Consider the following 15,028-nt stretch of genomic DNA (forward strand, 5'->3'; position numbering starts at 1 on the left):
CAATGCGGACCGGCATGTTGCGAAAATTCCTGATTGCGCTGTCTCTGCTCGCCGTGCCGTCGCTGGCGCAGGCGGCTGACATCACCGGCACCGCCAAGGTCCGTGATGGCGATTCCGTCCTGATCGGCAACACGCGGATCCGGCTTGGCGGCATCGACGCGCCGTCGGGCGACCAGCTCTGCCTCAACAACAAGTCCGAGCGCTGGACTTGCGGCGCGGCCGCGCGCGACGAGCTCGCCAAATACACCGAGGGCAAGAGCTGGGTCTGCCATACCCGCGCGATCGACCGGCGCGGCCGCACCGTGGCGCGCTGCGAGGTCGGCGGCGAGGACATCCAGAAATGGCTGGTGCGCAGCGGCTGGGCGCTGTCCTACACCCGCGTCTCCCACGATTACGATGCGGATGAGGCCGCCGCGCGTGAGGCAAAAGCCGGGATGTGGCAGGGCGCCTTCATCGCGCCCTGGGACTGGCGCGTGCGCAACAAGAAGACGACGATTTTGGGCGCCACCAAGCCGCCCGAGGGCGCCCATTCGATACTGCTCGCCTCGGCCTCGGGGCCGGTCGCGCCCTCGCCGGACTGCACCATCAAGGGCAACGTCAACACCGCCGGCGAGTGCATCTACCACACCCCGACCAGCCGCTGGTACACCCAGATCAAGATGAAGATCAGCAAGGGCACCCGCTGGTTCTGCTCGGTCGAGGAGGCCGAGGCCGCCGGATGCCGCGAGACCAAGCGATAAGAGCCCCAGACCTGCGTTTTGCGCGCTTTTCTCAGGCGCCTGCGCCGCGTAGAAGTGTAAATCAGAACCCACCAGACCGTCTTCAAAACACAAGGAAGATAGCAATGACCGTTCGCGCGGGCCGGGAATTTCTGGCCATCCCCGGGCCCACCACGATGCCCGACGCGGTGCTGCAGGCGATGCATCGTCCGGCGATCGACATCTACTCCAAGCAGATGACCGATCTGACCGAGAGCCTGCTCCGCGACATCTCGAACCTGTTTGCGACCAAGGGCAAATCCTACATCTACATCGCCAACGGCCACGGCGCCTGGGAAGCCGCGCTGAGCAACGTGCTGTCGCGCGGCGACAAGGTGCTGGTGCTGGAGAGCGGACGCTTCGCGATCGGCTGGGGCCATGCGGCTTCGCTGATGGGCGCCGAGGTCGAGGTGCTCAAGGGCGACTGGCGCCGCGCCGTGCGGCCGCACGAGGTCGAGGAGCGCCTGCGCCGTGACAAGGAGCACACCATCAAGGCCGTCGTCGTCGTCCAGATCGATACGGCGTCCGGCGTACAGAATGACATCGAGGCGATCGGCAAGGCCATCAAGGCGAGCGGCCATCCCGCACTATACATGGTCGACACAGTCGCCTCGCTCGGTTGCATGCCGTTCGAGATGGACAAATGGAATATCGACGTCGCGATGTCCGGCTCGCAGAAGGGCCTGATGACGCCGCCCGGCCTCGGCTTCGTCGCCGCCAACGCGCGCGCGCTCGAGGCGCACAAGAAGGCGAACATGAGCACGCCCTATTGGAGCTGGAGCGAGCGCGAGGGCGCCGAGCATTATCGCAAATATGCCGGCACCGCGCCGGTGCATCTGTTGTTCGCGCTGCGCCAGGCGATCGACCTGATTCACGAGGAAGGGCTGGAGAACGCCTTCCGCCGCCACGCCCTTCTCGGCGAGGCCACGCGCCGCGCTGTTGGTGCATGGACCGAGGGCCAGGTGCTCGGCTTCAACGTTGCCGAACCGCACGAGCGCTCCAACACCGTGACCACGGTGACCATGACCACCGGCCACGATCCCGCAGTGCTGCAGCGCTATTGCAAGGAGAAGTGCGGCGTCGTGCTCGGCAACGGCATCGGCGACCTGACCGGCCAGGCCTTCCGCATCGCCCATATGGGCCATGTCAACGCACCGATGCTGCTCGGCACGCTCGGAGTGATCGAGGTCGGCCTCAACGCGCTGAAGATCCCGCATGGCAAGGGCGGGCTCGAGGCGGCGGTGGCGTATCTCGGCGAACAGGTGGCGGTGTAGGCGAAAGCGCGCGCCACACACTCATTGTCGTCCCGGCGAAGGCCGGGACCCATACCGCGTGATTTATCAGTGACCCGCGGTGCACGTACCGCGGGAAGGCCTCTTAACTGCGAGTCTTCGCCAAACTCCTCCTGGGGTTATGGGTCCCGGCTTTCGCCGGGACGACGGCGGAGCTTGAGGTGGTTTCGGCGCCTCACATCGGCTTTGCCGCTTCTTTAAATCCCCCACATTCGATCTGATATAGAGGCCAGACACTCCGCCCATATCGAGGATCGATTTGCCCCAATCCGCCAGCACGACCCCGACCGCTCCCGTCGCCCCGCGCCGGCCGCATTCCTTCACCCGTCACGGCATCACCGTCACTGATGACTATGCCTGGCTGAAGGACGCGAAATGGCAGGAAGTGCTGCGCGATCCCAAAGTGCTGGATCCCGATATCCGCAAATATCTGGATGAAGAGAACGGCTATACCGAGAGCCTGCTCGGCCACACCGCGAGCTTGCAGAAGACGCTGGTGCGCGAGATGCGCGCCCGCATCAAGGAAGATGATTCCAGCGTGCCGTCGCCGGACGGACCGTTCGCGTATTTCCGCAAGTTCCGCGAGGGCGGCCAGCACGAGCTGTTCGGCCGCATGCCGCGCGACGGTGGCGAGGGCCATATCGTGCTCGACGGCGATGCGCTCGCCAAGGACCACAAATATTTCAAATTCGGCGGCAGCCGCCACTCGGACGATCACAGACTGCAGGCCTGGAGCGCCGACACCAAGGGCTCGGAATATTTCACGATCCGCATCCGCGACTGGGCTACGGCTAAAGACCTCGACGACGTCGTCGAGGAGACCGACGGCGGCGTGGTCTGGAGCAAGGATGCAAAATCCTTCTTCTATGTGAAGCTCGACGACAATCACCGGCCGATGCAGGTGTGGCGGCACAGGCTCGGCACCAAACAGGCCGACGATACGCTCGTCTATGAGGAGTCGGACTCCGGCTGGTTCACCCATCTCCATGAAAGCACCAGCGGCTGCTTCTGCGTGATCGCCGGCGGCGACCACGAGACGAGCGAGCAACGATTGATTGATCTCGCCAACCCCGAAGCGCCGCCGCGTCTGGTCGCAGCGCGTGAGGAGGGCGTGCAATATTCGCTGGCCGATCGCGGCGACGAGCTCTTCATTCTCACCAATGCCGACGACGCCATCGACTTCAAGATCGTCACCGCGCCGCTTGGCCAGCCCGAGCGGCAGAACTGGCGCGATCTGATCCCCTATCGTCCCGGCATCTACATCATCGACCTTGATCTCTATGCCGGCCATCTGGTGCGACTGGAGCGCGCCAACGCGCTGCCGGCGATCGTGATCCGCGATCTCGCAACCAAGGAAGAGCACGCGATCGCCTTCGACGAGGCCGCCTATTCGCTCGACACGATGGGCTCCTACGAATTCGACACGACGAATTTGCGCTTCGCCTATTCGTCGATGACTACTCCGTCGGAAGTCTACGACTACGACATGGCCAAGCGCACGCGCACCTTGCGCAAGCGCCAGGAGATCCCGTCCGGCCACAATGCGGCCGACTACGTCACCACGCGCATCATGGCGAAAGCCCGTGACGGCGCCGAGGTGCCGGTCTCGATCCTCTATCGCCGCGGCTTGAAGCTCGACGGCGCGGCGCCGCTGCTGCTCTATGGCTACGGCTCCTACGGCATGGCGATGCCGGCCTCGTTCAACGCCAACCGCCTGTCGCTGGTCGATCGCGGCTTCGTCTACGCCACCGCCCATATCCGCGGTGGCGCCGACAAGGGCTGGGGCTGGTATCTCGACGGCAAGCGCGAGAAGAAGACCAATTCGTTCGACGATTTCGCCGCCAGCGCCCGCGCGCTGATCGATGCGAAATACGCCAGCGCCAAGCGCATCGTCGGCCATGGCGGCTCGGCCGGCGGCATGCTGATGGGCGCGGTGGCAAACCGTGCCGGCGAGCTGTTCGCGGGCATCGTCGCCGAAGTGCCGTTCGTTGACGTGCTCAACACCATGCTCGACGACACGCTGCCGCTGACGCCGCCGGAATGGCCGGAATGGGGCAACCCGATCGAGAGCGAGAAGGATTTTCGCACCATTTTGTCCTACTCGCCCTACGACAATGTCGCGGCCAAGGACTATCCGGCGATTTTGGCGATGGGCGGGCTTACCGATCCTCGCGTCACTTACTGGGAGCCCGCCAAATGGATCGCACGCCTGCGCGCGACCATGAGCGGCGGCGGCCCGGTCCTGCTCCGCACCAACATGGGCGCCGGCCACGGCGGCGCGTCGGGGCGCTTCGACCGGCTCGACGAAGTCGCGATCGTTTATGCGTTTGCGCTGTGGGCGACAGGGATGGCGGAGGCGTAAGCTTGTAGCCCGGATGGAGCTTCGTTCCATCCGGGCTACGAAGTTACCTGCCGTTCTTCTTCCGCCATTCCGCGAAGTCGGTGAGCGTCTGCGGATCGGTCGCGGGATAGAGACCGAAAATGCCGCGGCCCTTGCCGACCTCCTCGGTGACGAAATCCTCGAACGCGGTCATCTCGAAGGTTTCGCTCGCAATCTCGTCGGCGAGATGCGCGGGGATCACGATGACGCCGTCGGCATCACCCAGAATGACGTCGCCCGGAAACACCGGCGCATCGCCGCAGCCGATCGGAACGTTGATCTCGATCGCCTGATGCAGCGTGAGATTGGTCGGCGCTGAGGGACGATGGTGGTAGGCGGGAATGCCGAGCTTCGCGATCTCCGCGGAATCCCGAAAGCCGCCGTCGGTGACGACGCCGGCGACACCGCGCTTCATCAACCGCGTCACCAGGATCGCGCCGGCCGAGGCCGCGCGCGCGTCCTTGCGGCTGTCCATCACCAGCACCGCACCCGGCGGGCAGTCCTCGACCGCCTTGCGCTGCGGATGGGAGTGATCCCTGAAGACATCGATCGTGTTGAGGTCCTCGCGCGCCGGCATGTAGCGGAGCGTGAAGGCTTCACCGACCATGGTCGGCTGGTCGGCGCCCAAGGGGTGCACATCCTGGATCATCTGGATGCGCAGGCCCCGCTTGAACAACGCGGTGGCGACGGTCGCCGTGGAGACGGATTTGAGCTTGTTGCGAGTGGCTTCCGAAAGTTTTGACATGATGTGCTCTCTAGTAAATCGATGGCTCGCCGATCGGCGCGCCGAAATCGGTCTCGAGGAAGTCGAAGTCGCAGCCGTCATTGGCCTGCTTGATGTGCTTGGTGAACATCCAGCCGTAGCCGCGCTCGAAGCGGCGCTCGGGCTGCTTCCAGGCGGCGCGGCGCTTGTCGAGCTCGGCCTCGGGCACATCGAGATTGATGGTGCGCGCGGCGACGTCGAGCGTGATGCGGTCGCCGTTCTGCACCAACGCCAAGGGACCACCGATGTACGATTCGGGTGAGACGTGCAGGATGCAGGCGCCGTAGCTGGTGCCGCTCATGCGCGCGTCCGAGATGCGCACCATGTCGCGCACGCCCTGCTTCACGAGTTTTGTCGGGATCGGCAGCATGCCCCATTCCGGCATGCCCGGTCCGCCCTGCGGGCCCGCATTGCGCAGGATGAGGATGTGGTCTTCGGTGACATCCAGATTGGGATCGTCCACCGCCTTCTTCATCGACGGATAGTCGTCGAACACCAGCGCAGGCCCGGTGTGCTTGAGGAAACGTGGCGCGCAGGCGGAGGGCTTGATGACGCAGCCGTCGGGCGCAAGATTGCCCTTGAGCACGGCGAGCGCGCCCTCCTTGTAGATGGGATTTTCCACGCCGCGGATGACATCGGCATTGTGCACCTCGGCACCGTCGATGTTCTCGCCAAGGGTCTTGCCGCTCACCGTGATGCAGTCGAGATGCAGATGCGGCTTGATCTGGCCCATCAGCGCCGGCAGGCCGCCGGCATAGAAGAAATCTTCCATCAGATAGGCATCGCCGCTCGGGCGGACATTCGCGATCACGGGTACCTTGCGGCTCGCGATCTCGAAATCGTCAAGCCCGATGTCCTGGCCGGCGCGGCGCGCCTGCGCGATCAGATGGATGATCGCGTTGGTCGAGCAACCCATCGCCATCGCGACCGCAATCGCATTCTCGAACGCCTTGCGGGTCTGGATCGTCTTCGGCGTCAGATCTTCCCACACCATCTCGACGATGCGGCGGCCGCATTCAGAGGCCATGCGGATGTGGTTGGCATCGGCGGCGGGAATCGAGGAAGCGCCTGGCAGCGTCATGCCGATCGCTTCGGCGATCGCCGTCATGGTCGAGGCCGTGCCCATGGTCATGCAGGTGCCGTAGCTGCGGGCGATGCCGGCCTCGATGTCGAGCCAGTCCTTGTCGGAGATTTTCCCGGCGCGCCGTTCGTCCCAATATTTCCAGCCATCGGAGCCGGAGCCGAGCGTCTTACCCTTCCAGTTGCCGCGCAGCATCGGGCCCGCCGGCAGATAGATCGCCGGAATGTTCATCGATGTCGCACCCAGCAGCAGCGCCGGCGTGGTCTTGTCGCAGCCGCCCATCAGCACCACGCCGTCAACGGGATGGCTGCGCAGCAGCTCCTCGGCTTCCATCGCAAGGAGATTGCGATAGAGCATCGTGGTCGGCTTCAGCAGCGACTCCGACAGCGACAGCGCCGGCAATTCCACCGGCAGGCCGCCGGCCATCAGGATGCCGCGCTTGACGTCGTCGACGCGCGACTTGAAGTGCATGTGACAGGGCTGCGCTTCCGACCAGGTGTTGATGATCGCGATACACGGGCGATCCTTCCACTCCTCCGGGGCGTAGCCCATCTGCATGGCGCGGGAGCGGTGGCCGAACGAGCGGAGATCGTCGGGCGCGAACCAGCGCGCGCTGCGGAGCTGGTCGGGTGTTTTCTTCTTTTTGGTCACTTTCCTTCTCCGTCGGGGAATTCGCGCTGCTCTTCTCACGGGACGTCCATCCACCGCAAGGCACCGGACAATCAGTCACGCGAGCGGCTGGTATGCACGGGGGCGTGCGTACATCAAGGTGCAGTGCAATAACCGGTCCGCCGACCCCGGGGGAGATCCGAAGTGCTTGCAGCCCAGGCACGATCCGCGCAACAATTTCGCATTTGATGCTTTGATTTGGGTCACAGGGAACTTCCCTGCCCGACCCGGAGGCTTTTGACGTGGCCAACATCCTGATCGTGGATGACGACCCGGCCGTTCAGTTGACGATCCGGCTGCTCCTGGAGCGGGCCGGTCACCACGTGACGGTCGCCGGCGACGGCCGCAAGGGGCTCGCCTTGTTCGAGGGCAGCCAGTTCGACCTGCTGTTTCTCGACATCTTCATGCCGGGCATGGACGGGCTGGAAACGATGCGCCACGTCCGGGCGCTACAGCCGAATATCCTGATTGTCGTCATTTCCGGCCGCTCGATCACGCCGGATGCCTATGCCGAGCCGGACTTCCTGAAGATGGCGACCAAGCTCGGGGCGGTGGCAAGCTTGCAGAAACCATTCCGGGCCGACGCACTGCTTGCGGCTGTCGACGGCTGCCTGAAATCGGCGCAATCATTGTCCCCGCCGCTGCCCGATGCCGGAGCCGGCAGTCGATGACGGGGCGATCCATGGTGCGCCGGTGCAGAACATTCGGGTCCATTCTCGACGCGGCGCGACGGCCAACATGACCCTCGCAACCCGGCTGGCAATCGCAATGATTCTGCTGGTCGCGGTGACCGTGGCCGCGGTCGACTGGCTGGGCTATCGCAACGTCACGCAAGCCGTCATTCCGCGCGTGCTGGAGCGGGTTGAAGCGCAGTCACGCCTGCTGGCGACCAATCTTGAATCCTACGTGGCCGGAGTTCGCGGCGATTTGATCGGCTATCGCTCCGCCGCGGCAATCAACGGTCTGATCCGCGCCCACATCGGTGGAGGAACTGACACTCTCGACGGCGTATCGGAGCAAACCTGGCGCGAGCGCATCGCGACACGGCTCATGGCCGAGATCGAGGCCAAGCCCAGCTACGGGCAGTTTCGAATCATCGGCCTCGACGACGACCAGCGCGAACTGGTCCGCGTCGATCGCTCAGGCCCGAACGGAGCGGCGCGGATCGTCCCCGACAGCGAACTGGAGCGCAAGGGCGAGCGAACCTACTTCCAAGAGACGATCCAACTGGCGCCGGGCGAGATTTATGTTTCGCCCATCGAGCTCGCGACCCGTCAGGGGGGGACCGCGGACCTGCACGTTCCGACTCTGCGAGTCGCCACACCCCTGTTCACGCCGGACGGCAAGCCGTTCGGTATCATCATCGCCAACATCGATATGCGTCCGGCTCTCGACCGCATCCGCTCGACGACGAGCTCAGCAGGAGAGGTCTACGTCGTGAATTCGCACGGCGACTATCTGGTCAATCCCGATCGTGCGCGGGAATTCGGCTCGTTGCGCGGCCACCCCACCAACTGGCGCAGCGATTTTCCATTTTTCTCAGGCTTGGTTGGCACGCCGGCGGTATCCACGGAGATCATGACCGATCGGTCGGGCCGGCCGAGCGGTGCGGCGATTGCGCCGGCACTGCTCGCGGGCAAGGAATGGGTCGCAATCCTTGTGATCGTTCCCCCGTCCGTGTTCGGCCGCGTGCCGGCCGCCATTCAAAAAACGTCCTTGCTCGTCGGCGTGCTTGCCGTCCTCGCCGCGGCTTTGCTCGCGGTGCTCGTGGCGCGCTCGTTAACGCGCCCGATCGGGCGCCTGACCGCAGCGGTGGAGGCGATCGGCAGCGGACGGCCAGCCGACATACCGGTCGATGCAAGCGGCGAGACCGGCGTGCTGGCGCGGGCTTTTGCCCAGATGGTCGAGGAGACGCGGGCGAAAACAGCCGCCCTCGAGCGCGAGGTCCGGGAGCATCGCCGCACCGAGGCCGCACGAAGCCACCATGAGGCGCGCGAGCGCTTGTTCAGCGCCGCGGTCGAATCATCCGACGACGCAATCGTGATGCAGTCGCTCGATGCCATCATCACGGGCTGGAATCCTGCCGCCGAACGCCTCTATGGCTATTCGGCGAACGAGGCGATCGGAAAATCGACCTCGATCATTGTCCCACCCGACCGCCGCGAACAGGGCAAGGATTATCGGGCGCGGATCGCCCGGGGCGAGCCGATCGAACGTTTCGAGACGGTGCGCCAGCGCAGGGACGGCACGCCGGTCGAAATCGCGCTCAGCCTCTCGCCGATCAGGGGGCCGTCGGGCGAGATCACCGGCATCTCCGGGAGCGCGCGCAGCCTCACCGAGGCGCGGCGCGCCGAACGGGCGCTCGAGCAGCAGATCGAGGAGCGGCGGCAGCTTTTCGACACCTCGCAGGATCTGATCATGATCATGGACGCGCGGGGCGATATCGCGCAGATCAACCCGAGCAGCAAGGCCATTCTGGGCTACCAGCCCGACGAAATGATCGGCCGCAGCGGCGTCGACTTCATCCATCCCGCCCATCTCGACCAATCCCGCGAGGAGATGCGCGCGCTCCGGCGCGGCGGACATCCGAAGCTCGCCGACACGCGCTGCATTCACAAGGACGGCCACGAGGTCTGGCTGTCCTGGCTCGGCAATTGGTCCGATCAGGCCAAGCGCTTCTTCTTCGTCGGGCGCGACATGACCGAGACGAGGCACACCGCCGAAGCCTTGCGTGACAGCGAGCAGCTTGCGCGCAACATCGTCGAGACCGCGCTCGACGCCTTCGTCCAGACCGACGATCGCAGCACCATCCTGAACTGGAGCTCGCGGGCCGAAGAGCTGTTCGGCTGGCGGCGCGACGAGGCGCTGGGCCAGAACGCAGTCGATCTGATCGTCGCCGAGAGCGAGCGCGACAGGGTCAAGGCCGGCCTCGCCCGCTTCCTCGAGTCAGCAGAAGGCCAGACCCTCAACCGCCGCCGCGAGCTCGTGGTCCGCCGTCGCGACGGCAAGGAGTTCAAGGCCGAGCTCAGCGTCACGGCGCTGAGGCGCCGCGAGGGCGTCCTGTTCAACGTGTTCTACCGCGACCTCACCGACAAGATCGCCTCCGAGGAGCGCATCCGCCACGCCGAGAAGATGGAGGCGGTCGGCCAGCTCACCGGCGGCGTGGCGCATGATTTCAACAACATCCTCACCGTGATCACCGGGACGATCGAGATCCTCGCCGATGCCGTGGCCAAGGATCCGGGGCTTGCCGCGATCACGAAGATGATCGACGAGGCCGCCGGCCGCGGCGCCGAGCTGACCCAGCATCTGCTCGCCTTTGCGCGCAAGCAGCCGCTGCAGCCGCGCGAGATCGACATCAATTCGCTGATCATCGACACCGCAAAGCTGTTGAGGCCGACACTGGGCGAGCAGATCCAGATCGAATCCGTGTTCGAGGACGAGAGCTGCGTCGCGGTGGTCGACCCGAACCAGCTCACCACGGCGATCCTCAACCTCGCGCTCAACGCGCGCGACGCGATGCCCAGCGGCGGCAAGCTGATCGTGGAGACGGGCGCCGCCTATCTCGACGAGGTCTATGCCAACGTCAATGACGTCCCGCCCGGACACTACGTGCTGATCGCGGTGAGCGACACCGGCTCGGGCATCCCCGCCAACATGCTGGCCAGGGTGTTCGATCCCTTCTTCACCTCGAAGGGGCCGGGTAAGGGCACCGGGCTCGGGCTCTCCATGGTCTACGGCTTCATCAAGCAGTCCGCTGGCCACATCAAGATCTACAGCGAGGAGGGCCACGGCACCACGATCAAGATGTATCTCCCGCCCGGCAAGACGCCGACGGTCGTCAACGAAGGCGTGACACCGGCGTCGATCGAAGGAGGCCATGAGACCATCCTCGTGGTCGAAGACGACCGGCTGGTGCGCGACTACGTGCTGGCCCAGCTGCATTCGCTCGGCTACGTCACCCTGCAAGCCGCCAATGCCGCCGAGGCGCTCACGATCGTCGCAAGCGGCAAGCCGTTCGACCTGCTGTTCACCGACGTGATCATGCCCGGCAAGATGAACGGACGGCAGCTCGCCGATGAGGTGTTGAAGTCGCGCCCCGACCTCAGGGTGGTCTACACATCAGGCTATACCGAGAATGCGATCATCCATCACGGCCGGCTGGATTCAGGCGTGCTGCTGCTGGCAAAGCCCTATCGCAAGTCCGATCTGGCGCGGATCATCCGCAAGGCGCTGCAGGCGTAAGGCGCGAGAAAACCAGCCGCCTTACGACGCGCGCTGGGCCGCGGTCATCACGATGCGGATCAGATCGGCGGCATTGCGGGCGCCGAGCTTTTTCATGATGTTGGCGCGGTGGTCCTCGATGGTGCGCGGGCTGATGCCGAGGGTGCGGCCGGCTTCCTTGTTGGAGGCACCGGCAGCGAACTGCTCCAGCACCTCACGCTCCCGGCGGGTCAGCGGCTCGCGTCCGGGGAAATGCAGCGAGCCGAACTTCGGCGACGCATTCTCCGACTGCCTGCGTGCATAGGCGCCGATCGCCTCGTCCAGCCGGCCGACGATCTCGCTGCCGCGGAACGGCTTCTCGATGAAGTCGAGCGCGCCGCTCTTGATGGCGCCCACCGCCATCGCAATGTCGCCCTGGCCGGAGATCATGAAGATCGGCGCGGGATAGTCTTCGCCATGCAGCTCCTTGAGAATATCGAGGCCCGACTTTCCGGGAATGTTCACGTCGAGCAGCACGGCAGCCGGCGTGCGGCTTCGCGCGACGGACAGCAGTGCTGCGCCGTCCGCAAAACAGATCACTTCATAGCCCGCCGCCTTCAACACCATCGACAGGGTGTCGCGAACAGCCGGGTCGTCATCGACCACGAAGATCTCACCACGGGAGGTTTGTTCGACCATGTGCCATGTCCATTCGCCAAGGCGATTGCCAAGTCCGTTCGGCATCCTAGGACTCGCGTCCGCGCCTTAACGTTATGGCTTTCGGCGCAGATTCGACCCACCCGCATTTGTACGGGACATGAACTTAACGCACAAGTAGCGCTGAGGTGCCTTATTGCGGGGGACGGAGAATATCCATGCTAAATTACGCTGGCACACCCCCGCTCGCCGCGATGGCTGAAACGGACAGCCGTCAGTTGATCGCGGCCGAACTTCGCTCCCTGATCGCGCGCATCGAGATCAGTGTGCGTCTGGTCGACGCCGCGATGGAGCCTGAAGACGATAGCGCTATCTTGAGTGCTATCTCGGGTTCCACCGAGATTGTCGTGCTCGACGACGTCACGCCCCGTTATGCCACAGTGGGCGCGGCTCTCAATGCCTGCCGGGCGGAGCTTGGCAACGCCCTGCAGAACCTGTCGGAATCTGGCAATCCCGCATAAGCAGCAATCAGCGCGGCCGATTTGCCGCAGCCGATTGCATGGCAGCTCCGCGCCCTCAGACGCGGTGCCGTTCCACGATCGCGTCGGTGGCGACGCCGCCCCAGGTATGGATCGTCGGCAACCCCATCGCCGTCTTGCCGAGATTGGCGAGGCTGATGCGCAGCGCCGCGAGATCCAGCGGCTTCGGCAGGCTCTGAAGCTCGATCCCGACGGAGCGGGCGAAACTGCGGGCGGCGCTGCGGCGCTTGCCGTCCATGCCGCTGATGACGATCACGGAGCCCGTGAACTTCGCCGCCGCCATCTCGCGCAGCACGTCGATGCCGTCGCCATCCTCCAGCACGAGATCGAGCGTCACGCAGTCGAAGCGCGCCGCGCGCAGCTTTTCGATGGCCTCCGCAACCGACGGCGCAACCGCGACTTCGTGGCCGGCCTGCCTGGCGGCGACCGTGATCAGGCTGCGCTGCGTGGCGTCGTCATCGACCACCAGGAGCTGAAGCGCGCGCCGCTCGGCGACGTCGGGCAGGTTTGACGTGACGGAAGAGAGAGAGCTTCTTGGCATGGCCGGACCCTGAAATTGCGACCGGCCGTTGATACACGGTACGCGCTTAGGCCACGTAAAGCCGGGTCGACGAATTCGTTCGGATGTTTTCAGAAAATGTGAAGCAACGCGTCAGCAAAAGGCAGCCGCGCGTGGCGATCACGCCACCGCATCATGGCCGTTGGCCGCGCCGCGCTTCTTGCGGTTCTTGCCGCGCAGGAACTGGATGTCCATCTCGGCGCCGTTGACGCGCACCAGCTCGCAGCGGCGGTAGGCAAGGCCGGTGGACGACAGCAGCAGGAAGAACTCCTTGAGGTTCAACCCCTGGATCGAGCCCTCCACCGTGAGAATGGCATCGGTATCGGAAATCGCATTGAGGGTGCAGTCACGCCGCCACGTGCCGTCGATGGCCATGATGCAGACATCATAGCCCCGACTGAACGTGACGCGCTCTACGCCCTTGCCATCCTCGGCCATTCTTATCGTCCTGCCATCGCGGCCATCCGCGGCGCTCCGGCACCGACCGGGGCCGCGGCACGCGCATCGTTCGGCCTGTAGAGGCCGCGGCGATCCGCAAGCGGCCTGAACGTATCGGTCAGTCCGACCACGGTTTCAGCCGCGCCGAGCACCAGGAAGCCATCGGGCTCGATCTGGCGGGCCAGGCGGTTGAAGATGTTGATCTTGGTCTCCTGGTCGAAATAGATCAGCACGTTACGGCAGAAGATGACGTCGAACGTTCCGAGGTGGGAGAAATCCTGCAGCAAATTGAGCTGCCGATGCTGGATCATCGCCCGCAGCTCGGGATGGACTTGCCAGGTCTCGCCGGTCTGCTTGAAATACTTCATCAACATCTGGATCGGCAGACCGCGCTGCACCTCGAACTGGCTGTAGACGCCGGCCTTGGCCTTCTCCAGCACTTCCTGCGAAAGGTCGGTCGCGATGATCTCGACGCGCCAGCCGGTCAGGGCCGCGCCCATCTCCTTCAAGGTCATCGCAAGCGAATAGGGCTCCTGCCCGGTCGAGCCTGCGGCGCACCAGATCCGCACGCTGCGGCGGCTGGCACGGGCCTTGAGGATTTCCGGCATGATGGTGTCGCGGAAATGGTCGAACGGGACCTTGTCGCGGAAGAAGAAAGTCTCGTTCGTGGTCATGGCTTCGACCACACTGGTGATGAGCGCGCTCGAGCCGCCTTGCAGCTTCTGCACGAGCTCGGGGATGCCGGAGAGCCCGGCCTTGCGCGCCAGCGGCAGCAGGCGGCTTTCGATCAGATATTGCTTGTCGGCGGACAGGTCGAGACCGGAGCGCTCTTTCAGCAACTTACGCAGATACTCGTAGTCGGGCGGGTTCACAGGATACCTCTTGACGCTACTAGCAGGTGTAATTTCAGGCAGCTGTCTCTTCTTCGCGCGCGACCAGCCCGACCTCTTGGAACTTCGCCAACACGATTTCCTTGTCGAAGGGCTTCATGATGTACTCGTTGGCACCGCCGCCCATCGCCTTCGTGATGTGGTCGATGCCGTTCTCGGTGGTGCAGAACACCACTTTGGGTTCTTCGCCACCGGGCATGCGGCGCAGCGTTCCCAGAAACTGGAAGCCGTCCATGACGGGCATGTTCCAGTCGAGCAGGATCGCTTCCGGCATGGCCTTCTTGCAATGAACCAGCGCTTCGACGCCGTCTTCCGCTTCAATAACGTGGAAGCCCAGCGCTTCGACGATGCGACGGGCAACCTTGCGAACGATGCTGGAATCGTCAACCACCAAACAGGTCTTCATCTTGGTTCTCCGGCTTAAATGTCTTTCGTGAAAGTTCAGGCAGCCATTTGCACTTCGGTCTTGAGCTCGAGGACGCGATCGACGTCGAGGACGACCATGAGCTGTCCGTCGAGGCGGTGGACGCCGCCGGCGAGCTTGGCCATGCGGGGGTCGAGATTGACGGGGTTCTCTTCCTTGCCGTCCTCGGACAGCCGCAGCACCTCGCCGATCTGGTCGATCAAGAGGCCATAGGATTCGCCGCGCAGGTCGACGCCGACCGCCATCGCCGTCTTGCCGTCCTCGGGCTTGGGCAGGCCGAGGCGGGCACGCATGTCGACCACGGTGACGATGCGGCCGCGCAGGTTCAGCACGCCCGCGATCTCGCGCGAGGATAAGGGAACGCGGGTGACGCGC

At 64.5% G+C, this 15,028-nt stretch carries 14 protein-coding genes; 6 read left to right on the forward strand and 8 right to left on the reverse strand.

Annotated features, from left to right (window positions below):
- Positions 1-14 precede the first annotated feature (14 nt).
- From FXB40_RS46605 to FXB40_RS46615, 3 genes are all read left to right on the forward strand, one after another.
- The gene (locus FXB40_RS46605; RefSeq protein WP_148778986.1) at positions 15-740 is read left to right on the forward strand and encodes a thermonuclease family protein; all 726 of its coding nucleotides are present in this window, start codon (positions 15-17) and stop codon (positions 738-740) included.
- Positions 741-844: 104 nt separating this feature from the next.
- Complete coding sequence (locus tag FXB40_RS46610; RefSeq protein ID WP_148778973.1) at positions 845-2,032, forward strand: pyridoxal-phosphate-dependent aminotransferase family protein; 1,188 nt, start codon at positions 845-847, stop codon at positions 2,030-2,032.
- A 277-nt stretch (positions 2,033-2,309) separates the two neighbouring features.
- Positions 2,310-4,412: a S9 family peptidase gene (locus FXB40_RS46615; RefSeq protein WP_148778974.1), complete on the forward strand. Its 2,103-nt coding sequence runs from the start codon at positions 2,310-2,312 to the stop codon at positions 4,410-4,412.
- A gap of 43 nt (positions 4,413-4,455) precedes the next feature.
- On the opposite strand, the gene FXB40_RS46620 is transcribed toward FXB40_RS46615, so the two are convergent.
- Together FXB40_RS46620 and araD are read right to left on the reverse strand one after the other, a co-directional pair.
- On the reverse strand, positions 4,456-5,175 hold the full coding sequence (locus FXB40_RS46620) for a ribonuclease activity regulator RraA (RefSeq protein WP_148778975.1): 720 nt from the start codon (positions 5,173-5,175) through the stop codon (positions 4,456-4,458).
- Between the two features lie 10 nt (positions 5,176-5,185).
- Positions 5,186-6,925, reverse strand: coding sequence for an L-arabinonate dehydratase (araD, locus tag FXB40_RS46625; protein ID WP_148778976.1), 1,740 nt, complete (start codon positions 6,923-6,925; stop codon positions 5,186-5,188).
- Between the two features lie 260 nt (positions 6,926-7,185).
- On the opposite strand from araD, the gene FXB40_RS46630 reads away from it, so the two are divergent.
- Both FXB40_RS46630 and FXB40_RS46635 read left to right on the forward strand, forming a co-directional pair.
- Entirely contained in the window at positions 7,186-7,614 is a 429-nt protein-coding gene (locus FXB40_RS46630) for a response regulator (RefSeq protein WP_148778977.1), read from the forward strand.
- Positions 7,592-11,188, forward strand: coding sequence for a PAS domain S-box protein (locus FXB40_RS46635; RefSeq protein WP_148778978.1), 3,597 nt, complete (start codon positions 7,592-7,594; stop codon positions 11,186-11,188). The genes FXB40_RS46630 and FXB40_RS46635 overlap by 23 nt, the downstream gene beginning before the upstream one ends.
- 21 nt (positions 11,189-11,209) lie before the next feature.
- Here the strand turns inward: FXB40_RS46635 and FXB40_RS46640 are convergent, their stop codons facing one another.
- Entirely contained in the window at positions 11,210-11,845 is a 636-nt protein-coding gene (locus tag FXB40_RS46640; RefSeq protein WP_148778979.1) for a response regulator transcription factor, read from the reverse strand.
- Positions 11,846-12,021: 176 nt separating this feature from the next.
- Between FXB40_RS46640 and FXB40_RS46645 the strand changes: the two genes are divergently transcribed.
- Entirely contained in the window at positions 12,022-12,324 is a 303-nt protein-coding gene (locus tag FXB40_RS46645; protein ID WP_148778980.1) for a hypothetical protein, read from the forward strand.
- A gap of 55 nt (positions 12,325-12,379) precedes the next feature.
- On the opposite strand, the gene FXB40_RS46650 is transcribed toward FXB40_RS46645, so the two are convergent.
- The 5 genes from FXB40_RS46650 to FXB40_RS46670 all read right to left on the reverse strand — a co-directional run.
- The gene (locus FXB40_RS46650) at positions 12,380-12,883 is read right to left on the reverse strand and encodes a response regulator (RefSeq protein WP_148778981.1); all 504 of its coding nucleotides are present in this window, start codon (positions 12,881-12,883) and stop codon (positions 12,380-12,382) included.
- Positions 12,884-13,021: 138 nt separating this feature from the next.
- Complete coding sequence (locus tag FXB40_RS46655) at positions 13,022-13,339, reverse strand: hypothetical protein (protein WP_057748535.1); 318 nt, start codon at positions 13,337-13,339, stop codon at positions 13,022-13,024.
- Positions 13,340-13,341: 2 nt separating this feature from the next.
- Positions 13,342-14,211: a CheR family methyltransferase gene (locus tag FXB40_RS46660; RefSeq protein WP_148778982.1), complete on the reverse strand. Its 870-nt coding sequence runs from the start codon at positions 14,209-14,211 to the stop codon at positions 13,342-13,344.
- A gap of 34 nt (positions 14,212-14,245) precedes the next feature.
- Positions 14,246-14,635 carry a response regulator gene (locus FXB40_RS46665; protein ID WP_148778983.1) on the reverse strand — a complete coding sequence of 130 codons (390 nt, stop codon included), beginning with the start codon at positions 14,633-14,635 and terminating at the stop codon, positions 14,246-14,248.
- Between the two features lie 35 nt (positions 14,636-14,670).
- On the reverse strand, positions 14,671-15,028 hold a 358-nt coding region (locus tag FXB40_RS46670), incomplete at its 5' end, for a chemotaxis protein CheW (protein WP_148778984.1).

The sequence above is a fragment of the Bradyrhizobium rifense genome (genome assembly GCF_008123425.1).
GTDB lineage: Bacteria > Pseudomonadota > Alphaproteobacteria > Rhizobiales > Xanthobacteraceae > Bradyrhizobium > Bradyrhizobium rifense.